Raw genomic sequence first — 24,938 nt, forward strand, 5'->3', positions numbered from 1 at the left:
GACCCGATCCGGCTTCACCCGTTCGGGTGCGGGGGTCAGGCCTCGGCGTCGACGTAGACGGCCGCGGCATCCGCCGGACGGCCCTGCAGGGCGCGCGTCGCGGCGATCTGGCGGCGGCTGCGCGTGATGGCCTCGGCGGTGCGCCGGGCGGTGTCGAGCTGGCGGTCCAGGAGAGCCTGCGCGCGGACGTGCAGCGCGGCGGGCAGCGGACCGAGGTCGCTTCGGGGGTGCCATGCGGCGGAGCGGGCGACCTCACCGACGCTGGTGAGGTGGGCGTCGCGGAGCGCGGCCTCGGCGGTCGCGAGATCCAGCTCCAGCTCGTCGAGAGCCTCCGACCAGGCGACGACCCACAGATCGGTGCCCGACGCGGCGGTGGCCATCTCAGCCGACGCCGAGGAGCCTGGCACCCATCGCGGCGTCGGTCGTCGCGACGGGGACCGTGGTGACGGCCGGGGCTGCTGCCCGGGTGAGCTCCTCCGCGGCCGCGTGCCAGGCGTCGGCCAACGGGAGCACGAGGTCCCGGCACGCCCGCGCCCGGTCGGCGTCGCCGTGTGCGCTGGCACCGATGAGCTCGGCCAGGAGGTACCGGTAGATCGCCATGAGCTGCTCGCCGCCCTCCCAGCCGTCCGGCTGGAGGCTGACCATGAGCTCGGCCACGATCTCCTGCGCGTGCTGCAGGTGCGTGCTGCCGCCGACCCGGTCGCCGGACTGCAGCGCCTCGACGCCGCGGTCGACGTCCAGCAGCATGCGGTCGTACAGCATGGTGAGCAGGCGGGCGGGGCCGACGGTCTCGACCGCGGAGGTCACGTACCGGGAGCGGACGCTGTGCATGAGAGGTGCCCTTCGATCGGTCGGACGTTCGGGGTCAGCTCGAGGCCGACAGAGAGGCGAGCTGGCTGGACAGCCAGGACGACTGCGACTGCAGGCCCGAGAGGGTGACCTCGAGGGCGGAGTAGGTCTTCTGCAGCGACTCGCGGCGCAGGGCGAGCCGCGTGTCCCAGTTCTCGATCTGCTTGCCGAGCTCGGTGACCACCCCCTGCTGGCCGGTGATCTTGCGGGTCAGCGAGCCGTCGATGGAGTCGCTGGTGCTCGTGGCGACGTCCGCGACCCGCTGCGCGAGGCCGGCGACGACCTTCTGCACCTTGTCGGGGTCCGCGGCGAGGGCGGCGGAGAACGTCGTGCTGTCGAACGCGAAGGTGCCGTCGCGGTTCACGGTGATGCCGACGGCGGAGGGCGAGACGCCGTCCACGCCGTAGGACGCGGCGGTGGACAGCTGCTGCTGGAGTCCCCGCACGGCACTGTCGCCGGAGAAGAGCCCGCCCGTGACGATCGTCCGGCCGTCGCTGTCCGTGGTGGTCGTGGTGGCGCTGCGGGACGAGATCTCCGACAGCACCACGCCGAGCGAACCCACGAGGCCCGAGGCGAGCGCGGTGAGCGCTGCGGTGTCCCGCGCGACCGTGAGGGTGACCGGCTCGGTCTCGACCTTGGAGACCGTGATGCTCGTGCCGGTCAGCACGTCGGAGAACGTGTTCGTGGCGGAGGTCGCCTGCTGCGCGGCCCCGCTGCCCGGCCAGAGCGTGATCGTCGCGTCCTGCGCGGTGCGGGTGGGCGTGAGCCCGACCGACGTGGCGGTGCCCGCCTCGACCTCCGCCTTGGTGCCGGCGAAGACCGTGAACGCGGCGCCGGCTCCGGTGGACGTCCCGGAGAGCTGCAGCCGGGTGTCGCCACCCACCGTCACGGCGACCGCGGAGACGCCCGCGGCCGACGAGGAGATCGCGCGGGCCGTCGCGGCGGCATCCGTGCCGACGGCGATCTCGGTGAGCGTGCCGTCCGCCTTGCGGATCGTCAGGGTGGACGCGCCGCCGGTGAACGCCGCGAGGTCAGCAGGGCTGGTGAGCGAGACCTGGCCCTGCGCGACGGCGTCGACGGTGAAGCTCAGCGCGGTGGGCTGCGCGCTGGTCGTGGTGGTGGCGGTGACCGACGTGCTCGACGCGACGGCCTTCGTGGCGTTCCAGGACGCAGCGGTGGCGGCCTTGGTCGCGGACTCGGCGAGCGAGGCGACCTTGGTGTTCAGGGCCTGGAGCGCCGTCACCAGCGACGTGGTGGAGCTCTGCTTCGTCTTGAGCAGGGACTGCGGCATGGCCTCGGCGGACATCAGGCTGTTGATGAGCGAGGTCGTGTCGAGACCGCTCACCAGGCCGTCGATGCCGAGGGATGCCATGAGCCGTCCGTCCGATCAGGTGCGGGGATTCCGGGTGGTGCACCGGTGGCGGGCGGCTGTGCGCCGGCCCGCCACCGGTGGGTCGAACCCTGGGCCGCAGGGGATCACCCGCGGCCCAGGTCAGGATCACCGCAGGAGCGAGAGGACGCCCTGGGGGATCTGGTTGGCCTGCGCGAGCATCGCCGTGCCGGCCTGCGACAGGATCTGCGCGCGGGTGAAGGACACCATCTCCGAGGCCATGTCCGTGTCGCGGATCCGGCTCTCCGACGCGGACAGGTTCTCGACCGAGACGTTGATGTTCTTGATGGTGTGCTCGAGGCGGTTCTGCATCGCACCGAGGTTGGCGCGAGCGGTGGAGACGCCCTTGATCTTGTCGTCGAGCAGCTTGATCGACGCCTGGGCGTTGGTCGCGCTGTCGAACTTGAGGCCGACCGTCGAGGTCGCCCCAGCGGTACCGACGGCGGTGAAGCCCGCGCCCGCGCCGTCGGGGTCGGCCGTGCCGACCGCGCCGCCGTTGAGGGCGGAGACGACGATGCCGGTGCCGGCACCGTTGGCGTCCTTCACGACCGAGACCGTGAAGTTGGCCGCGAACGCGGCGTCGGCCCGCAGGGCACCGGCGTACTCGTCCACCGACTGGAAGTTGGCGGCCGAGCCGTCGGCCGTGTCGCCGAGCGTGCCGGTCGTGATCGTGGTGGCGACGCCGCCCTTGGTGGTCGTGAAGGTCGCAGCGGTCGTGGCCAGCGCGCTGACGCCCGCTGCCGCGATGTTGAACTGCGTGCCCGACGTCGCCAGCGCACCGGTCTTGAGGTCGGCCGCGAGCGACTTGATGTCGGCGCCGGACAGGTCGACCACGATCTGGGAGTTGGCGTCGCCGTCCGCCCCGACCTGGAACGTCATCTTGCCCGAGCCCCCGCCGGCGGAGCCGTCGAGGAGCTTGGTGCCGTTGAAGTTCGTCGAGTTGCCGATCCGGTCGAGCTCGGAGACGAGGCTCGTCGCCTCCGTCGTGATGTTGGCGCGGGCGTCCGCGTTGTTGGAGTCGTTACCGGCCTGGACGGCAAGGTCACGAACGCGCTGCAGGATCGCGTGCACCTCGGTCAGGGAGCCCTCGGCGGTCTGCACGACCGAGATGCCGTCCTGCGCGTTGCGGGCCGCGACCTTCAGGCCGCCGACCTGCGAGCGCAGGCCCTCGGAGATGGCCAGACCGGCAGCGTCGTCGGCCGCGCGGTTGATGCGGAAGCCCGAGGACAGCTTCTCGAGCGACTTGCTCAGGTCGTTCTGCGTGTTGGACAGGTTGCGGTACGAGTTGACTGCCGCGATGTTCTGGTTGATCGAGAGACCCATCGTGATCTTCCTCCTTGAGTCGGGTCCGAACAGCCCCTCCATGGGCTTGCCCTGCCCATCGGCTGCCCGGCGCCGGTCTGAGGAGTTTCCTGGGACAAGTTTTCGGTCAGGCGGAGACGGACGGCATGGCCCTGACGGCGGGGCGCTGCTCCGGCACGAGGCCCGGCGCCGCGGTCGGGGTGGCGGCCATGGCCGCGCGGGCGGCGATCGCGGCGAAGTACGAGTGGCGGCGACGCTCGGCCACGCCGTCGGGGCGCTCGCCCGCCGGGACGAGGTCGGGCTCGAGGTTGGCGTTCAGCCCGTCGCGCAGCAGGCTGAGCGCCTCGGTGCGCAGCTGGCTGATGCGGGACTGGGTGACGCCCAGCTCGTCGGCGAGCTCCGCGACGGAACGGTCCTGGAGGAAGACGCCCTCGACCACGACGCGCAGCCGCTCGGGGAGCGTGTGCACCGCCGCGCGCAGCCAGTGCAGGCGCTCCGCGGTGAGCAGGGCCTCCTCCGGGTTGGGCGCGTCGTCGCGGACCATGTCCGTGATGGCGGGGTCGGCGGCGTCGATGCTCAGCACGCGGCGGGCGGTCTCCTGCGCGGCGCGGTCGACGGCGGCGACGTCGGTGCCCATGGCGCCGGCCAGCTCGGTGCGGCTCGGTGCGCGCCCCAGTGTGGCGGTCAGGCGCTCGGAGGTGGACGCCAGCTCACGGACACGCTGCCGGGCTCCGCGCGACGCCCAGTCCATGGACCGCAGCTCGTCGAGCAGCGCGCCCCGGATCCGCAAGGACGCGTACCGCGCGAACGGCACCCCGGTCGTGGGGTCGTACGCGCGGGCCGCCATGACCAGCGCGAGGCTGCCGGCCGAGGCGAGCTCGTCGCGCGACACGCTCGGCGGGACGCGGTGCAGCAGCTCGCTGACGGCGTACCCGACGAGGGGCAGATTCGCGAGGACGAGGTCGTCGACGGAGGCGGCGGGGTTGGTCACCCGGACTCGCTCGGTCGCCTTGGGCCCTCTCTTTAGTGATTGCTCGCGTCAACATGTGAGCGCGCTGTGCGACGACTGAATCGTTTTTCGACCCCGATCCCCGTGATCACGCGGCACATCCGCCAAGGGTGCTACCACCCCTCAGTGGGGATGTGATGCAGATCACAGTCATGGGAGCGTGGTCACATCGTGACGCACGAAAGTCGGACGATCGTCCAGGTTGGAAGCGCTTCGACACCCCCACTGTCATGGGTGCCGACTCAATGGGTCATTGGTCCTGCATCACAAATGCGGGCACTTGTGGCAGAACTCGTGGGTCCGGAACAGTCACCATGCGGGGGTCACCATCCGATAGGTGGCTACAGACGCACGTGACCCCCCGCCCGGGAAGGAAGGAAGGCGACCCCGATGGCACTGACCCGGCTTTCCGACGTGCTCTGGCGCGAGCGGACGCTGCTGGAGCTGCTCCTGTTCAAGCTGGAGGAGGAGCAGATGATCCTGTCCAGCGGCCGCAGCCGCTGGCTCGGTCACGCCACGCGCGAGGTGGAGAGCGTCCTCGACGAGATCCGCACGGCCGAGCTCGGCCGCGCCGCGGAGGCCGACGCCGTCGCCGCCATGCTCGGTCTCGCGCCCGGCGCCAGCCTCGCCGAGCTCGCCGAGCACGCGCCCGCCCCGTGGGACGAGCTCCTTCGGGCGCACCGCGACGCGTTCGCCTCGCTCACCACCGAGATCTCCATGCTCGCCGACGGCAACCGCGAGCTGCTCGCCATGTCCCACCGCGCCACCCAGGAGACGCTCCTGTCCCTGCAGGAGGTGCACACGTACGACGGCTCCGGTCACGCCGCCGGTGCAGCACCCACGGCCCAGCTCGTCGACCGATCGCTGTAAGGGGACCCGTGAGCACCTTCTCCGGTCTCGGCACCGCGCTCAGCTCGCTCATCGCGCAGCGGCAGGCGCTCGACGTCGCTGGGCAGAACATCGCCAACGCCAACACCGTCGGGTACACGCGTCAGCGCGCGACGCTCGCGGCCCTGCCCGCAGCGACCGTGCCGTCGATGTTCTCGACGTCGGACGGCACCGGCGAGGGGACCCGCGTCTCGAGCATCGACCGCCTCGCCGACATGTTCCTCGACGCCCGCCTGCGCACGCAGACGTCCGGAGCCTCGTACCTCTCTGCGCGGGCCGAGGCCTACACCGCGCTGGAGACCAGCGTCGGCGAACCGGCGGCGACGGGTCTGTCCAGCCAGCTCTCCACGTTCTGGGGTGCGTGGCACGACGTCGCCAACACCCCCGACAAGGGGTCGGCCAAGGCCGTGCTGCTCGAGGACGCCCGCGCGGTCGTCGACCGGATCGGCACCCTCTACACGGCGGCGCGGACGCAGTGGACGCAGGCCCGCTCCTCCACGGTCGCGCTCGTGGACCAGGTGAACACGACCGCCGAGAGCGTCGCCGACCTCAACGGCCGGATCCTCGCCATCACCAACAGCGGCGGCACCGCCCACGAGCTCGCCGACCAGCGCGACCAGCTCGTCACCGCACTGTCCTCCTTGGTCGGCGCCGCCATCTCGGTGCGACCCGACGGACAGGTCGACCTGCTCGTCGGCGGCAACGCGCTCGTGTCGGGGAACCGCGCACAGGCGCTGGCCGTGCAGGGAGCCACCAGCTTCGCGCAGGCAGCCGGCGACGCCACGGCGGTGCCCCCGGTCGACGGCGAGGCCGTCACCGTGGTCTGGGCCGCGCACCCCACACGCTCCGCGGGACTCGACGGTGGTCGCGTCGCCGGACTTCTCTCGGTCCTCGCCCCCACGGACGGCTCCGGCACCGGCGGCATCCTCACGGAGGTGGCGGCGCGCTACGACGCGCTCGCGACGACGATCGCCACCCAGGTCAACGCGCTGCACTCGGGTGCGGTGACGTCGGGGACCGGCGCTCCCGGCGGCGACTTCTTCACGTTCGCGGCGGGACGCCCCGCTGCGCTCGGGCTCACCGTCGCCATCAGCGACCCTGCGGGCGTGGCGGTCGCCGCGCCCGGCGGCGGGGCGCTCGACGGCTCGATCGGCGACGCCATCGCCCAGCTGGCCACCGCGGCCGACGGCCCCGACTCCACGTGGGCCGCGGCCGTGGTGGAGCTCGGGGTGCGCACCGCGTCGGCGGGCTCGCGTGCGAAGGTGGCGGAGTCCGCCCGCGCGACCGCCGCCGCGCAGCAGCTCGCCCAGGCGAGCGTCGACACCGACGAGGAGACCGTGAACATGCTCGCGTACCAGCGCGCGTACGAGGGTGCGGCACGCGTGCTCACCGCCATCGACGAGATGCTGGACACCCTCATCAACCGCACCGGCCTCGTGGGGAGGTAGTCGCAATGATCGCTCGTGTGACCCATCAGACGGTGCAGCGCCAGACGCTGGCCAACCTCCAGGGCAACCTGTCCGCGATGGCATCGCTGCAGGCGCAGATGTCCAGCGGCAAGAAGATCAGCGTGCCGTCCGACGACCCGGCGGGGGCGTCGGACATGCTCCGGCTGCGCGGCGACCAGCGGTCCGTCACGCAGCACGCCCGCAACGCCTCCGACGGCGACTCGTGGCTGACCACCGTGGACTCGGCGCTGGGCTCGTCGCTCGCCGCCCTGCGCCGCGCGCGCGACCTCACGATCCAGGGTGGCGACGGTGCGCTCGGCGCGACGTCCCGCGAAGCCCTGGCCGCCGAGATCGAGGGGGTCCGCGACTCGCTGCTCGACCAGGCCAACTCGAGCTACGTGGGCCGCTCCGTGTTCGCCGGCACGTCCGACGCCGGCGCGGCGTTCGGCACTGGCTACGCGTTCACGGGCAGCCCCACCGCGCTCCCCGTCGAGCGCAGGATCGGCCCGAACAACACGGTCCGCGTGGACTCCGACGGCGCGGCGGTCTTCGGCACCGGCGCAGGCTCGGTGTTCGCGCTGCTGGACACCGTCGCCGCGACGCTGCGGTCCGGCGGCGACCCGACCACGCACCTCGACGCCATCGACTCCCGCATGGAGGCGATGCTCACCGAGGTCTCGTCGGTCGGTGCCCGGCACGCGCAGGTCATCGCCGTGACGAGCTCGCTGAAGGACCAGGAGCTCACCGTGAAGTCGCAGCTCTCCGGCATCGAGGACATCGATCTCGCCGAGGTGATCCTCGAGCTGCAGATGCAGGAGGTCGCCTACCAGGGCGCGCTCGGCGCAGCCAGCAAGGTCCTGCAGCCCTCGCTCCTGGACTTCCTGCGATGAGCACGTCCACGGTCCGCGTGGCCGGCAGCGGCGACCTCTCGGTCGACGTCCCCGTGCTCCTGGAGCTGTCGACGCCGCTGCTCGGGCTGCCGGGGCACGTCCGGTACTCGCTCGAGGCGCTCGACGAGCACGGTGTGTTGTTCGCACTGCGCAGCGTCCCGGCCGACGCGTCCGACGCCCCCGTGCGCCTCTTCGTCGTGAGCCCCGTGGCGCACTTCCCGGACTACGAGCCGACGATCGACTCCGACGCGCTCACCTGGGACGCGGACGCGGAGCACACGGCCGTGCTCGCCGTGGTCCACCCCGGGCAGGGTGCGCAGGGCGGTCCGACCGTGAACCTGCTCGCCCCGATCGTGGTCGACACCCGCTCGGGACACGCCGCCCAGGTGGTGCTGGACGGGGACTGGCCGCTGCGCGCGCCGGTCGGCTGAGCCGACTCCCCCCGACACCTCAGGTCCGCCCCGCTCCGTCCGATGGGTGGAGCGACGGACATCACCGGGGAGAGACATGAGCGTGCTGAACGACCACGACCGCCTCACGCGCGGCGCCACCCTGCTGCGCCAGCCGATCGTGCACCCGGACCGATCGGTCTTCGGGTACGCGGTCCGGGCCGAGGTGCACGACGCCGACGGAGCGCTGATCCCGGAGAGCCTGGTCGAGGACCTGGCCGACGAGGAGTACGCCACGCTGGACCCCTCGACGATCGCCGGTGACCGGCCCCTCATGCTCCGCGCGACCACCGGCCTGCTCCTCGGGCGGGTCCCCGCACCCGCCGCCTCCGCAGGCATCGCCCTCGAGGTCCCGGCGCTGCTCGCAGGGCTGCCCGACACCGTCGAACGGCTCATCGAGCTGCGTCTGCTCGGCTACGGCCTGGCGCTCGGCGACTACACCGGCACGGCCGCGCAGGACGCGCTGCTCCCCCTCGTCGACGTGGTGAAGGTCCACATGGGCCGCTCCCAGGACCGGCTCCTGGACCTGGTCCGTCGTGCGCACCAGCACCCCGACATCCGCGTCATCGGGGAGCGCGTCGCCTCGACCGAGTCGATCGCGTTCGCCCTCGCCCTGGGCGTCGACCTCCTGCAGGGCCCCATGTTCGAGCGTCACCCCGACGGCACGGGCCGCGACTTCCGGGCCGGCGAGATCCAGTGCCTGACGCTGGTGCGCCTCCTGTCGACAGACTCGCCGGACCACGAGGCCGTCGTCCACACGGTCGAGTCGGACCCCGAGCTGAGCATGCGCGTGCTGGCCATGGTGAACTCGAGCGCGACCGGGGTGCGGCGCCACATCGACTCCGTGCGCCACGCGGTCGTCCTCCTGGGCCCGCGGCAGCTGAGCGCGCTGGCCATCGCCTCGCTGGTCGACGCGCGGCCGGCGACGGTGGCCGCACTCTGGTCCGTCCTCGCACGCGCACTGACGTGCGGGACCCTGACGGGCTCCGACGCGGGGTACACCGTCGGCCTCCTCTCCGCAGTCGCCGCGCAGGAGCACCTGTCGGTGGACTCGCTCGTGGAGCGCTCGGGCGTGTCCGAGCAGATCGCGCACGCCCTGCGGGACCAGACCGGGGTGTACGGGCCGGTCCTGGCCGCCGTGCTGGCGCACGAGGAGAACGACACCGAGGGTGTGGCTGCGACCGGGCTCGTCCCTCGCGACGTGGCACAGGCCCACCTGGCCGCCGTGTCCGAGGCATACGCCACGGCGACGGCGCTCGCGGTCTCTCCGACCGCCTGACCCTCCGGCGGAGGCGACTACGCTTCTCCCGTGCCTTCGCCGTTCGCCACCCTGCTGCACCCCACCCGCACCACTCCCCCTCCGGTCGCCATCGACCTCCAGCGGGTGGTTCTGGTGGGCACCGGGATCTGGCTGGTGGCGATGCTGGTGACCGGGGTCCTCGCGTTCACCGGCGAGGTCGAGTGGGACATCGTGTGGGTGTGCGCGACGGGCGTCGTCCTCGGCCTGCTCGGGGCCGCCTGGGCCCGCCGGCACCGACCCGCTCCCCCCGCGACGACGACCGACGAGCCGCCCGCTCAGGACTAGCGGGGGTCGACGGTCTCGTCGAGCACCGTCCCGATCACCAGCTCCGCCGCGCGCTCGGGGGCCACGAGCACCGCCTCGATCGCGTGCCGCGCCGACCAGCGCCCGCCCGCCTGCGCCAACCCCGCGGCCAGCCCCGCCGCGTGCACGGCACGGACCACCGCCTGCACGCCGGCGCCCGTCACCCACCAGTCCACCGGCGCTCCGTCGACGGTCAGTTCCTCGTGCTCCCACCAGGTGACCGGGGCGTCGTCGAGGAGCGCGGAGACCTCCGCCGGCACCGGCTGCTCCACGCAGCGGTCCGCGTCGTCGATCTCACCGGCCGCCAGCTCCGTGGCCAGCGGCAGGTCCAGCAGCGCCGCCAGGGCGTCCGCGTGCGCCGGCGTGGCCGGCACCATGGCCGCCACGTCCGTGCGCTGCCACCACATGGGCTGCTCGGCGACGGCCGCGTCGTCGGCGTGCACCACCGCCACCTGCGCCGGGGCGACGAGCGCAGGGATCCGCTCCGCAGGACGCGCCACCGGTCCGCCGTCCGAGCGTGCGGCCGCGGCCGCGATCCCCCGCCAGAGCGCCACCGCCGTCCGCTCGTCCACCGGGGACCCGGGGTGCCCGAGCGCGTCGAGCACCTGCACCCAGGCGTCGGCGCCGAGCTCGTCGAACCGGCCGACCCCGCCGAGCGCCCGCTGGATCCCCCCGTCGAGACCTCGGAGGACGTCCGGCACCGCCGGCAGCACGTCCCGCAGGGTCGGCTCGGTCTCGTCGCCGTCGATCGCGAAGATGCCGCCGAGCCGGTCCGGCCCCCGCTCGCGCAGCCACCAGGCGGTGTACGACGCCGCAGTCGCCCCGCGCTCGCCGCGCACCCGGTCCAGCAGCGCCCGCCGCAGCGCCGGGACGGAGGCGAGCCGCGCGAGGACGTCGGGCCAGCGGCCCTCCTCCACCGCGTCCAGGTCGGCCACCGCGTCGACGTCGCCCACGTACTCGCCACCGCCCAGCGTCGTCGACAGGTGCGCGAGGTAGTCGGGCCAGGCGTCGAGCGACTGCGCGGCCAGGCTGGCGTCGTCGGTCCCGTCCGGGTCGATCGCGGCGGGCTCGGCGACCACGTCGGCCACGTGGACCACGGCGAGGTCGTCGCGCACCCCGACGGCGACGAGGGTCGCCGCACCCCAGCGCTCGACCGCCTCGAGGGTCACGGGCGCCAGCACGCGCGGGTCCAGCAGGTCGGCCGCGGGTCCGTCCGGGAGCACCAGGCCGTGCGCGGGCGTCGGCTCGCCGTCGACGGCGGGGAGGGTCAGGAGGCCCAGCCAGGGCGCGTGCCCGGTGCCGGGGCCGGCGTCGCCGATCGCCGCACGCACGACGGCGAGGACCGCGTCGGTGACCTCGTCGGCCAGCGCGAGGTCGTCGTCGTCGGCCTGCTCCAGCACGGCCGCCCGCAGCGCGGGGTGCTCCAGGAGCCCGCGCGCGTCCGGTGCGTCCGCGCCCAGCCGACCGAGCAGCGGGTGCGACGCCGCGGCGTCGACCACGCGCAGGCCCCAGCGCCCCAGCGTGCGCAGCGCCTCCGTGCCCACCGCGTCGACCTCCGCCGGGTCGAGCAGGGTCAGGCCGCGCGCGCCCCGCACCACGCGGCCGTCGGCGAGGGGCACCGGCAGCGCACCGAGGGCCTCGCGCGCCCGGGCGTCGTCCGCCAGCGGGTCCAGCGCGTCGTAGAGCTCGGCCCACGCTCCGTCGTCGACGGCGGGCAGCTCCTCCACCACGTCCGCGAGGTTGCGCTCCTCCACCCCGAGCGCCCGCGCCTGACCCTCCCGGCCCACCGGCACGACGACCAGCCCCGCGACCCGCCGGCCCAGCGCCGCCATCGCACGCGGGTGGTTGCCGGCACCGTCCGCGAGCATCACCGCGCGGTCGGGGGCGACGAGCGGGTGAGGGGTGTCGTCGGTCGACCCCGCGGCACGGCGCAGCAGGGGGGTCCGTGAGAGCCGCTCGACGACCAGGTCCCGGAGCGTGCCGTCGAGGGAGCCCTCCGCCAGACCGGTCGGCACCAGGGCCAGCGGGTCGTGGTCGGCCTCGGCCCGCTCGTGCGCCAGCCGCGCGTACGCCGTCGCGGCGTGCTCGAGCACGGTGTCCGCCAGCCGGCCGGGCGCCACGTGCCGCCGCGTGGGGTCCAGCGGGAGGGTGGCGACGAGGAGGGCGGGGACGCTGCACGGCTCGTCGGTGGGCGTGGGGGCGTGCACCACCGCCGGCCAGCTCACGCCCGGGACGCGCGGCACCGCCCACGTCACCCGCCATGCGCGGGCACTGCGCTCCTCGACCGGGCGGTCGGCGACGACCTCGAAGGGCAGGTCGCCCTCGGCCGCCACGACCACCCACCGGTCCTCGACGTCCGCGAACCGGCGCGAGGGGGCGTCCGACGTGTGGTCCTCGACCACGATCTCCACCAGACCCGGCAGGGCCAGCAGCAGCGGGTCGCCGACCTCGCGCAGCAGCGCGCGGACCTCGTCGGCCGCGACCTCGTCGCGCAGCTGCAGGACCACGGCGGTGTCGTAGCCCGCGGGTGGGCGACCGTCCGCGGGGAGCGGGAGGCGCAGGGCCGGGAGCGAGCCGTCGCGCCGGCGGACCTCCTCGGCGAGCGCCGGGACGTCCGCGGAGGCCTCGCTCAACAGCTCCGCGGTGTCGCGGGCGGAGAACCGCACGCCGCCCGTCGTCGACAGCAGGGAGACCTCGTCGGCCACCGCGCGAACGGCCGCGAAGCCGACGCCGTACCGGCCCACCACGCCCTCGTGGCTGTCGCGCTTGGACGACGCCCGCATGGACGAGAGCGACGCCACACCGTCGGCGTCGAGCGGGCTGCCCGTGTTGGCGGCGACCAGCGCGGTGGTGCCGTCGTCCGCGTGCGCGAGCCGCAGGAGCAGCCGGCCCGGGACGTCCGCGCGGGTGGCGGCGTCGGCGGCGTTCTGCGCCAGCTCGACCAGGACCCGGTCGCGGTAGTACCCGCGGGCGTGGTCCTCCTCGGTGTTGGCGTCCTCCCGCAGTCGAGCCGGGGAAGCCCGCCACGCCCCCAGGACGGCCGCGCGGAGGGCGGCCGTCCCGAAGGCGTCGGTGGTCACGGCTCCGGGTCGGGGCGTGCGGCGGGCTGGTCCGCGGCGGCCGCGTCGGGGTCGACGGGCGCGTCGGGCTCGGGAGCGGTGTCGGGCTCGTCGACCGGCTCCGCGACGTCGGCTTCGGTGGCGTCTACAGCGTCGACCTCGACAGGGGCGTCGACGGTGTCGTCATCGACCGTTGCCTCGACGGCGTCGTCGGTGACCGGCGCGTCGATCGTCTCCTCGGGCGCCGACGCCTGCGGGGCGGCCTGTGCGGCGGACTGCGCGAGGTTGACCAGCTCCAGGCTGAGCTCGTCGATCAGCGGGTCGGCGGCGGGCCAGTCGGTCGGCGGGGCCTCGGAGTCGGTCTCGGAGTGGGCGCCGCAGCCGTGGTCGACGCTCACCACGGTGCCGTCGTCGGGCGACCACTGGTTGGCGCAGACGCCGAACACGGTGCCGAGCGAGCCCTGGATCGGGACCAGGAACCCGCAGCTGCCGCACGCCGCGGCGGACGCCAGCGAGCCGGCGCTCGTCGGACCGTGCGGTCCGCGGTACCAGCGCTCGGCGGCCTCGTCGCGACCCTGCGGCGAGAGCACCCGCACGCGGGCGAGGGCGAGCTCGTCGATCGCCACGTCGTCGAGCTCGGGGTCCCCGGTGGGGGTCCAGCCGGGCTCGAGACGCGGGTCGTCGGCCTTGAAGGGCAGCACGTCGCCGGGGCCGATGTCGCCCGGGCGGATGCGCTCCGACCACGGCAGCCAGGCCTGGCCGAGCACGGCGTCCGGACCGGGCAGCAGCTCGGCCTCGCAGACCGTGGCGGTGCGTCCGCGGGGCACGCGAGCGACGGTGACCGTCCACTCCCAGCCGCGGTAGCCCCGGGCGGCGGAGGCGAACCGGTGCGACACCAGCCGCTCCCCCTCGACGACGAGGCCGAGGTACTCGCCGACGTCGGAGGGGTCCTCCGCGAGGCCGATCGCAACCTCACGGGCCAGGTCGACGGCCGATCCGAGGACCGCGTCCTTGGTAGCTGCAGGCATGCTCAGGCCTCGATGTCGTCCGCGACGGCGCGCAGGAGCGAGGCGTACTGCTCCCCGCGCGCCTTCTCGGGGTAGCGGCCACGACGCAGGTCGTTGCCGACGCGGTCGAGGACCTTGATGAGGTCCTCGATGATGACGGCCATGTCGTCGGCGGGCTTCCGCGCCGCCTTGGCGACAGAGGGCACCGGGTCCAGCAGCTTCACGGACAGGGCCTGGGGGCCGCGACGACCGTCGGCGACGCCGAAGTCGACCTTCGCGCCGGGCTTCGGAGCCGTGACGCCCTCGGGCAGGGCGGAGGCGTGCAGGAAGACCTCGCCGCCGTCGTCGCTGGCGATGAACCCGAAGCCGCGCTCGGTGTCGAACCACTTGACCTTGCCGGTAGGCACGGTGAACCCCGTTCATGAGAAGAAAGACGTACTGGCCACAAGGTTACCGGGCGTGGCACGCGAAAACCCCACCGCACCGGAAGCCACCGGGCTCCCCGTGCGTTGGGGGTGGGGATGACCTCCTCTGCACGCGCCCTGCTCGACGAGCTGCGCACGACGACGCTCGAACGCCTCGCCGCGCTCCAGGGCGAGCACCGCGCGGTCGTCGACGCCTCCCGAGACAGCAACGCGGACGACGAGCACGACCCCGAGGGCTCGACGATCGCGTTCGAGCGCGCGCAGGTCGACGCCCTGGCGCGCGACGCCGCCGAGCGGCTGGCCTCGGTCGACGCGGCGCTCGCACGGCTCGACGACGGGACGTACGGCATCTGCTCCGTGTGCGGGCAGCCGATCGCCGCGGCCCGGCTCGAGGCGCGACCCACCGCGACGACGTGCGTGGGCTGCGCCGGTGCCGCCGCGCGCTGAGCTGGTCTCAGTCGGCGTCGAGAAGCTCGGCGTCCAGGAGCCCGGCGTCGACCGCGGGCGCCGCGCTGGTGCGGAGCTCGGCCAGCGCCAGCTCGTCGCCCTCGAGCCGGGACCGGACCGCGTCGTAGATCTCGCGCGCTCGGTGGGGTGCGATGTCGAGCATCTGCGTCATGCACCGCCACCACACCAGCTGCGCGTCGCCGTGGAACCCGTGGGCCCGGAGCCGCAGCAGCGCAGCGACCCCGTCGAGGACGTCCTCACCGGGGCCGGTCGGGTCGGTGAGGCGGCGCGCGCAGTCCGCCACGCTCTCACCTGCCCGGTCGTCCCACCGCGACTGGTGGCGCAGGGTGAGGGCGTGCAGCGTCGGGTCGCCCAGTGCACCCGCGGCGACCATCGCGAGACGGTGGACGGACCCGTCTGCGCGGCTGAGCCCGGCGCGCACGTACGGCAACGCCCGCTGGTCCCGCCGGAGCGCCAGCCCCACGAGCGCCTCGTGACGGGTGGCGACGTCGATGTCGTCGAGCCGGTCGGCGAGCGCGTCGCGCAGCTCGGGTGTGTCGATCTGCTGCCACTGCTGGCCGAGCGCGAAGCACGCCCAGTCCCGCACGTCCGGGTCGAGGTCCGCGGTCAGCCTGATCGCCGTGGCGAGCAGCTCGGCGCTCGGTTCGTCCTCGGTGAGGTAGGGCAGCTGGGCCGCCACCGCCTTGCGGACCACTGCGCTGTCGTGACCGACGAGCGCCACGACCGCTCCCGCGTCCGGTGGGCCGGCGGCCCCGATGGCGTCGCACAGATCGGCCGCGTCGACGACGGTCACGATCCTGAGTGCCATGGCCAGAGTCTGAGGGACGAGGGCTCTTTGCGTGTCCCTTTTCGCCGCCCGACCGGGTGAGCCCTGACGGACGCCGCTACGCGCCCGCCGCCAGCCGGTCCATCGCGAGCGCCGCCAGGACCGCCGGGCCGACCGCGAGCGCGTCCTCCGCGAACCGAGCGTGCGCGGAGTGGTTGTACGCCGCGGTCGCCGGGTCCTCGCCGACCGGCGTGGCACCGAGCGCGAGGTACGCACCGGGCACCTGCTGCAGCACGTAGGAGAAGTCCTCCGAACCGGAGAGCGGCTGCGGCATGGTCAGGTACGCGTGCTCTCCGAACAGCCCGCGGACCACGCCGGCCGCCCGGTCGACCTCGGCAGGCGTGTTCGACGTCACCGGGTAGCCGCGCTGGTAGTCGATCGTGGCGGTCAGCCCGTGCGCGGCGGCGATGCCCTCCACAACTCGCGTCAGCCGCTCGGGCACCAGCCCGTGCGTCGTCTCGGAGAAGGTGCGGACCGTCGCCTCCAGCACCGCGGTCGACGGGATCACGTTGTCGGTGGTGCCGGCCGCGACCTTGCCGACCGTGACGACGACGGGGTCGAACACGTCGAACTGCCGGGTGACCATGGCTTGGAGCGCGAGGACGATCTCGGCCGCGACCGGGACGGGGTCGGCCGCGAGGTGCGGCATCGACCCGTGACCGCCCCGCCCGTGGATCGTGACGTGCACGGTGTCGGCGGCGGCCAGCGCGGTGCCGTACCGCGACGCGACCAGACCGGCGGGCAGCACGGAGGACAGGACGTGCAGGCCGTACGCGGCGACGACCCGTGACCCCGCGGCGTCCAGCACGCCCTCGTCGATCATCAGCCGCGCACCGTGGTCGCCCTCCTCGCCGGGCTGGAACATGAGGACGACGTCGCCGGCGAGCTCGTCGCGACGGGACGCCAGCAGCTGCGCCGCGCCGACGAGCCCCGCCACGTGCAGGTCGTGGCCGCACGCGTGCATGACCCCGTCGCGCTCGGAGGCGAACGGCTCACCCGAGGCCTCGGTGACCGGCAGCGCGTCCATGTCCCCGCGCAGCAGGACGGCCGGGCCGGGCCGCCCTCCGCGCAGGACCGCGACGACGGAGCTGAGGCCGGTGCCGGTGCGCACCTCCAGACCGAGCGGGGCGATCGCGTCCAGGACGAGCCGCTGGGTCGTCGGGAGGTCGAGACCGATCTCCGGGGCGCGGTGCAGAGCACGCCGCAGCTCGACGAGCGACGGGAGCTGCGCCTCGGCGTCGGACCGGAGGCCGGCCAGGAGGTCGGAGGAGAGGGGCACGGGTGGACCTCCACGGGTCGGCTGAGAGGTGCGGGCCGTCCGAGAGTGCCAGACCCGGTCGGCCAGCCGAGCGGCACCGCGCCCGTTACCCACCAGTAGCCGAGGCCTCCGTACCCCACCCACGGCACGTAAGGTTGTGCGGATGCCCACCTTCACCGGTTATCTGCGGGAACGCAGCGACGACGAGCTCGTCGCGCTCCTGCGCAGCCGACCGGACCTGGCGTCGCCGTCGCCCGCGACCCTGTCGTCGCTGGCGGTCCGCGCCACCAGCCGGTCGAGCCTCGAGCGCGCGCTCGCCGCGGTCGACGCCAGCGTGCTGCAGGTGCTGGAAGCGGTCGTCGCCCTGTCCGAGCCCGGCCCGGTCACCGCGGAGGACCTGCCCCGCGCGCTCGGCGCGACGGACGACGCCGGTGTCGCCCTGGTGGAGCGCGCGCTGCGGCTGGCGATCGTCGGCACCCTGGTCTACCCGGACTCCGACGCGGCCGACGCCCCCCTGCTGCCCTCCCCCGGGCTCGCCGAGATCCTCGGTCCGTACCCGGCCGGGCTGGCGCCGGTGGACGCGGGGACCCGCCGCGGGACACCCCCGGAGCCGGTCGGCCTCGACGACCTGCCGACGCTCCTCGACGCCGCCCCGACGGGCGCCCGGCCCGTGCTCGACGCCCTGCTGTGGGGTCCGCCGGTCGGGCTCGCGCCCTCCAACAGCACCGCCGCCGCTGCGGCCGTCGACTGGCTGGTCCGCCGCCACCTGCTCCTGGCGGGCGACTCCCGGCACGTCGTCATGCCCCGCGCGGTCGCGCTCGCCCTCCGCGGTGGCCGCACCCACGCCGCCCCGGCGTTCCCCCCGGCGCTGCCCGACGACGTCCCGCACCGCAGCCATGGCCTGGTCGCGGCCGAGTCGGCGGCCGCCGGCGAGAGGATCGTGCTCCTGGTCGCCCGGCTGGTGCGGCTCTGGGAGCACACCCCGCCCGGGGTGCTGCGCGGCGGCGGCCTGGGCGTCCGCGAGCTCCGACGCGTCGCGATGGCCCTGGAGACCGACGAGTCCGAGGCCGCCTTCGTCATCGAGCTCGCCGGGGCCGCGGCCTTCATCGCCGACGACGGCGAGGACAACCCGTCGTTCGCCCCGACCGTGGCCGTCGACGAGTGGGCCGTCCGCGACGTCCCCGACCGCTGGGCCGCACTGGCCCGCACCTGGCGGTCCACGCTGCGCACGCCGTGGCTCGTCGGCGGGCGTGACGAGCGCGGCGGTGTCCGTGCCGCGCTCGACCCCGAGCTCCAGCGCACCTGGGCTCCCCGGCTGCGCCGGTCGGTGCTCGACGTCCTCGCCGAGACCCCGCCCGGTAGCGCCCTCGACGCCCCGCACGTGGTGGCCGTCCTGCGCTGGCGGACCCCGCGGTCCGTGCCGCCGCCCGCCGCGGTCCAGGCGGTGCTCGTCGAGGCCGGCCGGCTCGGCATCCTCGGCGCGGGCGCCCTGTCCGACGCCGGACGCGCCCTGCTGCTGGAGACCGCCCCCCTGGTCGGGGCGGACGCAGCCGACCCCGCCGACGCCCTCGCCGCCGCCCTGCCTCCCGCGGTCGGCGAGATCCTGCTCCAGGGCGACCTCACCGGCGTCGTCCCCGGACGGCCCAGCCCCGAGCTCGAGGACGTCCTGGACCGGACCGCGCACGTCGAGTCCCGCGGCGGCGCGCTCACGGTGCGGTTCACGCCCGACTCCGTCCGCCGCGCGCTCGACGCCGGTGCCACCGCCGACGGGCTCCTCGCCGAGCTGGCCTCCCACAGCCGCTCGGGCGTCCCGCAGCCCCTCGAGTACCTGGTCCGGGACGCGGCCCGCCGCCACGGCAGGCTCCGGGTCGGCTCGGCGTCCGGCTACGTGCGCGCCGACGACCCCTCGCTGCTGGCCGGCCTCGTGGAGGACCCGCGGCTGGCGTCGCTCGGCCTGATCCGGCTGGCGCCGACCGTCCTGGCGTCCCAGGCGCCTGCCCGCGAGCTGGTCGAGGCCCTGCGCGCGCACGGGCTGGCGCCGGTCGCGGAGGGGCCGGACGGCCAGGTGCTGCACGTCGTCTCGGCGGTGCGCCGGGTCGGGCGTCGCGCCACCGCGGGTGCCCGCCGACGCGCGTCCGACACGGCCCCCAGCGGCGCCCGGGAGGTCCTGAGCGACGACCGCCTGCTCGCCCTGGTGCCGCAGCTGCGCCGGGCCGAGCAGGAGCGCAAGGCCGACGAGGTCGAGCGGCTGCCCGGCGCGATCCTGCCGCCACCGGTCCGACGCCCGGCCGAGCCCGCTGCTCCGCCCCCTGCGCCTGCGGCGGGAACAGCCGACCCCGTGGATGCGTTGGTGCTGCTGCGCGAGGCGGCGGCCGAGAAGGCCGAGGTGTGGGTCGAGCTGGTGGGCTCGCACGGTGTGCCGCAGCGGCGCCTGCTCCGACCCCTGCGGGTCGAGGGCGGCCGGCTGCGGGCGATCGACACCGCGCGCGAGTCCGAGCTCACCGTCGCGGTGCACCGGATCGCGAGCGTCACGCGTGCCACCGAAGACGATCGTCAGGAGACTTCGTGACCAACGGCCCCCTCATCGTGCAGAGCGACAAGACGCTGCTGCTCGAGGTCGACCACGACCAGGCGGAGGCCTGCCGGCGCGCGATCGCCCCGTTCGCGGAGCTGGAGCGCGCCCCGGAGCACGTGCACACCTACCGGCTGACCCCGCTGGGCCTGTGGAACGCGCGCGCCGCGGGTCACGACGCCGAGCAGGTGGTGGACGTCCTGCTCGAGTACTCGCGCTACCCCGTGCCGCACGCCCTGCTGGTCGACGTCGCGGACATCATGTCCCGCTACGGACGCCTCCAGCTGATCCAGGACCCGGTGCACGGCCTGATCCTGCACGCCCTGGACCCGGCGGTCCTGGTCGAGGTGGTCCGCTCCAAGCGCACCGCCGGGCTGCTCGGCGCACGCATCGACGCCACCGACGTCATCGTCCACCCGTCCGAGCGCGGCCACCTCAAGCAGGTCCTGCTCAAGCTCGGCTGGCCGGCCGAGGACCTGGCCGGGTACGTGAACGGCGAGGCGCACCAGATCGACCTCGTGCAGGACGGTTGGCACCTGCGCCCGTACCAGCAGCAGGCCGTCGACGGGTTCTTCCACGGCGGCTCCGGCGTGGTGGTGCTGCCGTGCGGCGCCGGCAAGACGCTCGTCGGTGCGGGGGCGATGGCGCGCTCGTCGACGACCACCCTGATCCTGGTGACCAACACCGTGAGCGCCCGGCAGTGGCGCGACGAGCTGATCAAGCGCACCTCGCTCACGGAGGACGAGATCGGCGAGTACTCCGGTGCCCGCAAGGAGGTCCGCCCGGTCACCATCGCGACGTACCAGGTGCTCACCACCAAGCGGAAGGGCGTCTACACGCACCTCGAGCTGCTCGACGCCCGCGACTGGGGGCTGGTCGTCTACGACGAGGTCCACCTGCTCCCGGCGCCGATCTTCCGGATGACCGCGGACCTGCAGGCGCGTCGCCGGCTCGGCCTGACCGCCACCCTGGTGCGCGAGGACGGCCGCGAGGACGAGGTGTTCAGCCTCATCGGCCCCAAGCGGTTCGACGCCCCATGGAAGGACATCGAGGCCCAGGGCTACATCGCCCCCGCCGACTGCGTCGAGGTCCGCCTCACGCTCCCCGACGCCGACCGCATGGCCTACGCCACCGCCGAGCCGGAGGAGAAGTACCGGCTCGCCGCGACGGCGAAGGGCAAGAACAAGGTGGTCGAGCAGCTGGTCGCCAGGCACGAGGGCGACCCGACGCTGGTGATCGGTCAGTACCTGGACCAGCTCCACACGCTCGCGGAGCACCTGAACGCCGACCTCATCACCGGCGAGACCACGGTGCACGAGCGGCAGCGGCTGTTCGACGCGTTCCGGTCGGGCGAGATCACCAAGCTCGTCGTGAGCAAGGTGGCCAACTTCTCGATCGACCTGCCCGAGGCGTCCGTGGCCATCCAGGTGTCCGGCTCGTTCGGCTCCCGGCAGGAGGAGGCGCAGCGGCTCGGCCGGATCATGCGCCCCAAGGGCGACGGCCGGACCGCGCACTTCTACACGGTGGTCGCGCGCGACACCGTGGACCAGGACTTCGCCGCCCACCGGCAGCGGTTCCTGGCCGAGCAGGGGTACGCGTACTCGATCGTCGACGCCGAGGACCTGGATCCCGCCGCGGAGGCGGAGCGCGACTGAGCGGGAACCGTCCGCGGGCGTGAGCCGTTGCGGCGGGTAGTGCCCACCGGAAGGATCAGTGCGTGCCCGCCCTGCGACGTCGCCTGTCCGTGCTCGTCCCGCTGCTGCTCGGAGCCCCGCTCCTGATCGGTGCCGGTCTCCTGCCGACCGTCGGCCCGCTGTCCCTCACGGGGGAGATCACCGACCAGGTCGGGGCGCTCGACGGCAGCGAGTCGGAGGTCCAGGCGGCGCTCGACCAGCTCGCGCAGGACACCTCGCTCCAGCTGTACGTCGTCTACGTCGCCGACTTCGGTGGCGCCGACCCCGTCGAGTGGGCGCAGGAGACCGCGCAGAGGTCGGGCCTCGGCCCGCAGGACGTCATCCTGGCCGTCGCCACCGAGGCACGGCGGTACGCACTCGCCCCGGAGACCGTCGAGGGCCTGTCCAGCTCGCAGGTCGAGGCCGCCAGCGCCGCCGCCGAAGACCAGCTGCGCGGCGACGACTGGGCCGGCGCCGCGATCGCCACGGCGGACTCCCTGCGCGCCTCGGCCACCGGCTCGTCGGGCGGCGGCGGTGGCGGCGGCGGCTTCGGCACCGTGCTCGTCATCGGCCTGGTCGTCATCGCCGCGCTGTTCGGCTTCTCGTGGCTCCGGTCCCGCCGACGCCAGGCCGCCGGGGTCGTGGCACCCGGAGCACCGGCCCCCGGCGACGAGCTGGCGGCCCTCCCGACGGCCGAGCTGGACCGCCGCTCCGCATCCGCGCTCGTCGCGATCGACGACGCCGTCAAGGCCTCCGACGAGGAGCTCGGGTTCGCGCAGGCGCAGTTCGGACCCGACGCCACCGGCGAGTTCGAGACCGTGCTCGCCGACGCGAAGGCGCAGGTCACCGAGGCCTTCCGGCTGCGCCAGACGCTCGACGACAACGTCCCCGACACCGAGCCGCAGGTCCGCGAGACCGCCACCCGCATCCTGCGGACGTGCGCCGCGGTGTCCGCGATGCTCGACGCGCAGAAGGCCGGCTTCGACCACCTGCGCGACCTCGAGGCCCACGTCGAGCAGGCCCTGGAGTCCCACGCCCGCTCGGCGGCCGCCCTGCGCCAGCGGCTCGACCCGGCCCGCGTCACGGTCGGCACGCTGGCCGCGACCTACCCTCCCGTGACGCTCGCGTCGGTGGCCCGCAACCCCGACCAGGCGCAGCAGCTCCTCGACGAGATCGACACCATCGTCGGCCGGGGCGAGGAGGCGGTGGGCAGCGGCCAGCGGGGCACCGCCGTCGGGTACGCCCGTGCCGCGGAGGAAGCTCTCAGCCAGGTGTCGACGCTGCTGGACGCGGTCGACCGCGCCGGGCCGGAGCTCGCCGTGATCGGCTCGCGCATCGACGCGGCGATCGCCTCGATCTCCGCCGACCTCTCCGACGTCGACCGGCTCGCCCGCGACAAGCCGGAGGTCGCCGCACCCGCGCAGACGGCCCGCACCGCGGTCGAGGCGGCACGTGCCGCCCGCGCCGGCACCGGGGACCCCCTCGCGGCCATGCGCGCGATCACCGACGCCGAGGCCGCGCTCGACGCTGCTCTTGCGCCCACCCGGGACGCCGAGGAGCAGGACCGCCGCGCGCAGCGGCAGCTCGACGACCTCCTCGGTCGGCTCGAGTCCACCCTGCGCGCCACCGGCGACTTCCTCAGCACCCGCCGCGGGGCCGTCGGTCCCGAGGCGCGCACGCGCCTGGCCGAGGCCGAGCGCCTGCGCGTGATCGCCCTCGACCAGCGTCCGGTGGACGCCTCCGCGGCGCTGGCCACGGCGCAGCGCGCCGAGCAGCTGGCACGCGAGGCGGCGGACCTCGCGCAGCAGGACGTCGAGCGCGCGGACCAGCTGCAGGTCGGCGGCGGACAGCTGGGGGGCCGTGGCGGCGGGCTGAACGGCGTGGGCGGGATGGTGCTCGGCGGCATCCTGCTCGACAGCGTCCTGCGCGGCGGCGGTGGCTTCGGTGGCGGCGGCGGCTGGGGCGGCGGTGGCGGCGGAGGAGGCGGTGGCGGCGGCTTCGGCGACGGTGGCTTTGGCGGCGGTTTCTAGAGCAGCAGTGGGCACGACGGCCGGGATGCTCCGGTCGACTGACGACGAGAGGCACGAGCGATGACCGAGAAGCAGAGCGTGTTCGGGCGGATCACCCAGCTGGCCCGCGCCAACATCAACGCGCTCATCGACCAGGCCGAGGACCCGCAGAAGATGCTGGACCAGCTGGTGCGCGACTACACGAGCTCGATCGGGGAGGCCGAGCGGGCGATCGCCCAGACCATCGGCAACCTGCGCCTGGCCGAGCAGGACTACAACGAGGACGTCTCCGCCGCGCGCGAGTGGGGCAGCAAGGCGCTGGCCGCGTCCAGCCGGGCGGACCAGTACCGCACCGCCGGGGACGCCGCGAACGCCGACAAGTTCGACAACCTCGCCAAGATCGCGCTCGGCAAGCAGCTCACCGCGGAGGGTGAGGTCCGCGAGGCGGAGCCGCTCATCGCGTCGCAGCGCGAGACCGTCGAGAAGCTGAAGTCCGGTCTCGCGATGATGAAGGACAAGCTCGGCCAGCTGAAGTCCCGCCGGGACACGCTCGTCGCCCGGCAGAAGTCCGCCGAGGCGCAGCAGACCGTGCAGACGGCGATCAGCTCGATCAACGTGCTGGACCCGACCAGCGAGATCGCGCGGTTCGAGGACAAGGTGCGTCGCGAGGAGGCACTGGCCCTCGGTCAGGCGGAGATCGCGGCGTCGTCCCTCGACTCGCAGTTCTCGGAGCTCGAGGCGTCCTCCGAGCAGATCGAGGTCGAGGCGCGGCTCGCCGCCCTCAAGGCCGGCAACGCGCCGCAGCAGCTGGGCACCACCCGGGTCACCCCGGAGATCGAGGCCTGACGTACGACGAGAGCGCCCGACCCCGGTGCAGGGGTCGGGCGCTCTCGTGTCGGATCAGGCGGAGACGGGCTCCTGCGCCGTCGCGCGCACGTGCGCCGCGAACGACTCGGCGAGGGTCCGGCCGACGGCCTCGACCTCGGCCTGGCGGGCGGTGTAGGCGGAGAGCACGGCCTCGGTGTCGACGTCGTCGTGCCCGTCGGCCCAGCCGCGCAGCGTGTCCGCGCCGGCCTCGGGGTGGAACTGCACACCCCATGCGGAGTCGATCCGGAACGCCTGGTACGGGTACATGGCCGACGACGCCAGCCACACCGCGCCGCGGGGCAGGTCCACGACCGCGTCCGCGTGCATGCTCGGCTGCGGCGTGCTGTGCCGGCCGTCGGCCAGCGCGGCGACGTCACCGACGACGGCGTCGCCGGTCGCCTCGGGCCGCCAGCGGACGTCGACGATGCCGGACTCGCGCCCGGGAGGTGCCGCCACCTGCACGCGACCGCCGCGCGCGGCGGCGAGGAGCTGGGCGCCGAGGCAGATGCCGAGCGTGGGAACGCCGTGGGCACTCGCGTCGGCCAGCAGCACGCGCAGCGCGGGGAGCCACGGGGCGGTGGCGTCGTCGTAGGCGGACATGTGTCCGCCGAGGACGACGAGACCGTCGCCGACCTCGCCAGCCGCGGGAACGCTCTCACCGGCGAAGGCCGCGACGACCTTCAGGTCGGCGTCGAGCCACTCGCCGAAGCGGTCGAGCGGGACGTCGGGGGAGCTCTGGATGACGGTGACGACCGGTCGGGGGCCACCGGAGAAGGGGAGGGTCACGCGCAGACGGTACCCCCGTGGTACCCGGATCCTGCAAGGACCTTGGTACCCGACTTGTCCGTTTCCAGGTCGCTCGTCCATCTTTGGGCACCGGATGAATCTGTCACGCGTGCGCGTCATCACACCCGAGGTGACCCCGCATTCACCCAGCGAACTCCCA

Annotated in this window: 22 protein-coding genes; 11 read left to right on the forward strand and 11 right to left on the reverse strand. The window is 74.3% G+C overall.

Features of this window, described 5'->3' with window-relative positions; genetic code table 11:
- Positions 1–35: 35 nt before the first annotated feature.
- The 5 genes from ASD18_RS00155 to ASD18_RS00175 form a co-directional block, all read right to left on the reverse strand.
- Entirely contained in the window at positions 36–380 is a 345-nt protein-coding gene (locus tag ASD18_RS00155) for a hypothetical protein (protein WP_056085648.1), read from the reverse strand.
- A 1-nt stretch (position 381) separates the two neighbouring features.
- Positions 382–831 (reverse strand): flagellar export chaperone FliS, encoded by a 450-nt coding sequence (gene fliS / locus ASD18_RS00160; RefSeq protein WP_056085649.1) that lies wholly within the window; start codon positions 829–831, stop codon positions 382–384.
- A 34-nt stretch (positions 832–865) separates the two neighbouring features.
- Entirely contained in the window at positions 866–2,221 is a 1,356-nt protein-coding gene (fliD, locus tag ASD18_RS00165; protein ID WP_056085650.1) for a flagellar filament capping protein FliD, read from the reverse strand.
- A 126-nt stretch (positions 2,222–2,347) separates the two neighbouring features.
- Positions 2,348–3,562 (reverse strand): flagellin, encoded by a 1,215-nt coding sequence (locus ASD18_RS00170; protein WP_056085651.1) that lies wholly within the window; start codon positions 3,560–3,562, stop codon positions 2,348–2,350.
- 106 nt (positions 3,563–3,668) lie between these two features.
- On the reverse strand, positions 3,669–4,532 hold the full coding sequence (locus ASD18_RS00175; RefSeq protein ID WP_056085652.1) for a sigma-70 family RNA polymerase sigma factor: 864 nt from the start codon (positions 4,530–4,532) through the stop codon (positions 3,669–3,671).
- A 408-nt stretch (positions 4,533–4,940) separates the two neighbouring features.
- Here ASD18_RS00175 and flgN point away from each other — a divergent pair, with 408 nt between their 5' ends.
- The 6 genes from flgN (at position 4,941) to ASD18_RS00205 (ending at position 9,810) form a co-directional block, all read left to right on the forward strand.
- Complete coding sequence (flgN, locus tag ASD18_RS00180; RefSeq protein ID WP_056085653.1) at positions 4,941–5,420, forward strand: flagellar export chaperone FlgN; 480 nt, start codon at positions 4,941–4,943, stop codon at positions 5,418–5,420.
- 8 nt (positions 5,421–5,428) lie between these two features.
- Positions 5,429–6,886, forward strand: a complete 1,458-nt coding sequence (gene flgK, locus ASD18_RS00185; RefSeq protein ID WP_056085654.1) for a flagellar hook-associated protein FlgK — start codon at positions 5,429–5,431, stop codon at positions 6,884–6,886.
- A 17-nt stretch (positions 6,887–6,903) separates the two neighbouring features.
- Positions 6,904–7,776 carry a flagellar hook-associated protein FlgL gene (flgL, locus tag ASD18_RS00190; protein WP_235522199.1) on the forward strand — a complete coding sequence of 291 codons (873 nt, stop codon included), beginning with the start codon at positions 6,904–6,906 and terminating at the stop codon, positions 7,774–7,776.
- Positions 7,773–8,207: a flagellar assembly protein FliW gene (locus tag ASD18_RS00195; RefSeq protein ID WP_056085656.1), complete on the forward strand. Its 435-nt coding sequence runs from the start codon at positions 7,773–7,775 to the stop codon at positions 8,205–8,207. Before flgL ends, ASD18_RS00195 begins: the two co-directional genes overlap by 4 nt.
- A gap of 76 nt (positions 8,208–8,283) precedes the next feature.
- Complete coding sequence (locus tag ASD18_RS00200; protein WP_056085657.1) at positions 8,284–9,504, forward strand: EAL and HDOD domain-containing protein; 1,221 nt, start codon at positions 8,284–8,286, stop codon at positions 9,502–9,504.
- A gap of 30 nt (positions 9,505–9,534) precedes the next feature.
- Positions 9,535–9,810, forward strand: a complete 276-nt coding sequence (locus ASD18_RS00205; protein ID WP_056085658.1) for a DUF2530 domain-containing protein — start codon at positions 9,535–9,537, stop codon at positions 9,808–9,810.
- On the opposite strand, the gene ASD18_RS00210 is transcribed toward ASD18_RS00205, so the two are convergent.
- Genes ASD18_RS00210 through ASD18_RS00220 form a run of 3 tightly spaced genes read right to left on the reverse strand, consistent with a single transcriptional unit; the run spans position 9,807 to position 14,301 of the window.
- The gene (locus tag ASD18_RS00210; protein ID WP_056085659.1) at positions 9,807–12,908 is read right to left on the reverse strand and encodes a sacsin N-terminal ATP-binding-like domain-containing protein; all 3,102 of its coding nucleotides are present in this window, start codon (positions 12,906–12,908) and stop codon (positions 9,807–9,809) included. The two genes, ASD18_RS00205 and ASD18_RS00210, sit on opposite strands and share 4 nt — an antisense overlap.
- On the reverse strand, positions 12,905–13,915 hold the full coding sequence (locus ASD18_RS00215) for a DUF3027 domain-containing protein (RefSeq protein ID WP_056085660.1): 1,011 nt from the start codon (positions 13,913–13,915) through the stop codon (positions 12,905–12,907). Before ASD18_RS00215 ends, ASD18_RS00210 begins: the two co-directional genes overlap by 4 nt.
- Positions 13,916–13,917: 2 nt before the next feature.
- Positions 13,918–14,301, reverse strand: coding sequence for a cold-shock protein (locus ASD18_RS00220; protein ID WP_056085661.1), 384 nt, complete (start codon positions 14,299–14,301; stop codon positions 13,918–13,920).
- A 114-nt stretch (positions 14,302–14,415) separates the two neighbouring features.
- Here ASD18_RS00220 and ASD18_RS00225 point away from each other — a divergent pair, with 114 nt between their 5' ends.
- The gene (locus ASD18_RS00225; protein WP_056085662.1) at positions 14,416–14,766 is read left to right on the forward strand and encodes a TraR/DksA C4-type zinc finger protein; all 351 of its coding nucleotides are present in this window, start codon (positions 14,416–14,418) and stop codon (positions 14,764–14,766) included.
- A 7-nt stretch (positions 14,767–14,773) separates the two neighbouring features.
- Here ASD18_RS00225 and ASD18_RS00230 read toward each other — a convergent pair whose 3' ends face one another.
- Together ASD18_RS00230 and ASD18_RS00235 are read right to left on the reverse strand one after the other, a co-directional pair.
- Entirely contained in the window at positions 14,774–15,595 is an 822-nt protein-coding gene (locus tag ASD18_RS00230; protein WP_156387813.1) for a HEAT repeat domain-containing protein, read from the reverse strand.
- Positions 15,596–15,671: 76 nt separating this feature from the next.
- Positions 15,672–16,892 carry a M20 family metallopeptidase gene (locus ASD18_RS00235; RefSeq protein WP_200938410.1) on the reverse strand — a complete coding sequence of 407 codons (1,221 nt, stop codon included), beginning with the start codon at positions 16,890–16,892 and terminating at the stop codon, positions 15,672–15,674.
- 142 nt (positions 16,893–17,034) lie between these two features.
- On the opposite strand from ASD18_RS00235, the gene ASD18_RS00240 reads away from it, so the two are divergent.
- From ASD18_RS00240 to ASD18_RS00255, 4 genes are all read left to right on the forward strand, one after another.
- Complete coding sequence (locus ASD18_RS00240) at positions 17,035–19,440, forward strand: helicase-associated domain-containing protein (RefSeq protein WP_056085664.1); 2,406 nt, start codon at positions 17,035–17,037, stop codon at positions 19,438–19,440.
- On the forward strand, positions 19,437–21,098 hold the full coding sequence (locus tag ASD18_RS00245; RefSeq protein WP_056085665.1) for a DNA repair helicase XPB: 1,662 nt from the start codon (positions 19,437–19,439) through the stop codon (positions 21,096–21,098). The genes ASD18_RS00240 and ASD18_RS00245 overlap by 4 nt, the downstream gene beginning before the upstream one ends.
- Before the next feature lie 62 nt (positions 21,099–21,160).
- Positions 21,161–23,146, forward strand: a complete 1,986-nt coding sequence (locus ASD18_RS21715; RefSeq protein ID WP_056085666.1) for a TPM domain-containing protein — start codon at positions 21,161–21,163, stop codon at positions 23,144–23,146.
- Positions 23,147–23,206: 60 nt separating this feature from the next.
- The gene (locus tag ASD18_RS00255; RefSeq protein ID WP_056085667.1) at positions 23,207–23,971 is read left to right on the forward strand and encodes a PspA/IM30 family protein; all 765 of its coding nucleotides are present in this window, start codon (positions 23,207–23,209) and stop codon (positions 23,969–23,971) included.
- A 54-nt stretch (positions 23,972–24,025) separates the two neighbouring features.
- Here ASD18_RS00255 and ASD18_RS00260 read toward each other — a convergent pair whose 3' ends face one another.
- Positions 24,026–24,778, reverse strand: a complete 753-nt coding sequence (locus tag ASD18_RS00260; protein WP_056085668.1) for a type 1 glutamine amidotransferase — start codon at positions 24,776–24,778, stop codon at positions 24,026–24,028.
- Between the last annotated feature and the right edge of the window lie 160 nt (positions 24,779–24,938).

Source organism: Cellulomonas sp. Root137, from assembly GCF_001426725.1.
Taxonomy (GTDB): domain Bacteria; phylum Actinomycetota; class Actinomycetes; order Actinomycetales; family Cellulomonadaceae; genus Cellulomonas.

What these genes read in the sequence shown, in the direction of transcription:
- flgN (WP_056085653.1), top strand. Translation starts at nt 4,941, where the DNA reads ATGGCACTGACCCGGCTTTCCGACGTGCTCTGGCGCGAGCGGACGCTG.
- ASD18_RS00200 (WP_056085657.1), top strand. Translation starts at nt 8,284, where the DNA reads ATGAGCGTGCTGAACGACCACGACCGCCTCACGCGCGGCGCCACCCTG.
- ASD18_RS00215 (WP_056085660.1), bottom strand. Translation starts at nt 13,915, where the DNA reads ATGCCTGCAGCTACCAAGGACGCGGTCCTCGGATCGGCCGTCGACCTG.
- ASD18_RS00240 (WP_056085664.1), top strand. Translation starts at nt 17,035, where the DNA reads ATGCCCACCTTCACCGGTTATCTGCGGGAACGCAGCGACGACGAGCTC.
- ASD18_RS00225 (WP_056085662.1), top strand. Translation starts at nt 14,416, where the DNA reads ATGACCTCCTCTGCACGCGCCCTGCTCGACGAGCTGCGCACGACGACG.
- ASD18_RS00230 (WP_156387813.1), bottom strand. Translation starts at nt 15,595, where the DNA reads ATGGCACTCAGGATCGTGACCGTCGTCGACGCGGCCGATCTGTGCGAC.
- ASD18_RS00255 (WP_056085667.1), top strand. Translation starts at nt 23,207, where the DNA reads ATGACCGAGAAGCAGAGCGTGTTCGGGCGGATCACCCAGCTGGCCCGC.
- fliS (WP_056085649.1), bottom strand. Translation starts at nt 831, where the DNA reads ATGCACAGCGTCCGCTCCCGGTACGTGACCTCCGCGGTCGAGACCGTC.
- fliD (WP_056085650.1), bottom strand. Translation starts at nt 2,221, where the DNA reads ATGGCATCCCTCGGCATCGACGGCCTGGTGAGCGGTCTCGACACGACC.
- ASD18_RS00195 (WP_056085656.1), top strand. Translation starts at nt 7,773, where the DNA reads ATGAGCACGTCCACGGTCCGCGTGGCCGGCAGCGGCGACCTCTCGGTC.
- ASD18_RS00170 (WP_056085651.1), bottom strand. Translation starts at nt 3,562, where the DNA reads ATGGGTCTCTCGATCAACCAGAACATCGCGGCAGTCAACTCGTACCGC.
- ASD18_RS00155 (WP_056085648.1), bottom strand. Translation starts at nt 380, where the DNA reads ATGGCCACCGCCGCGTCGGGCACCGATCTGTGGGTCGTCGCCTGGTCG.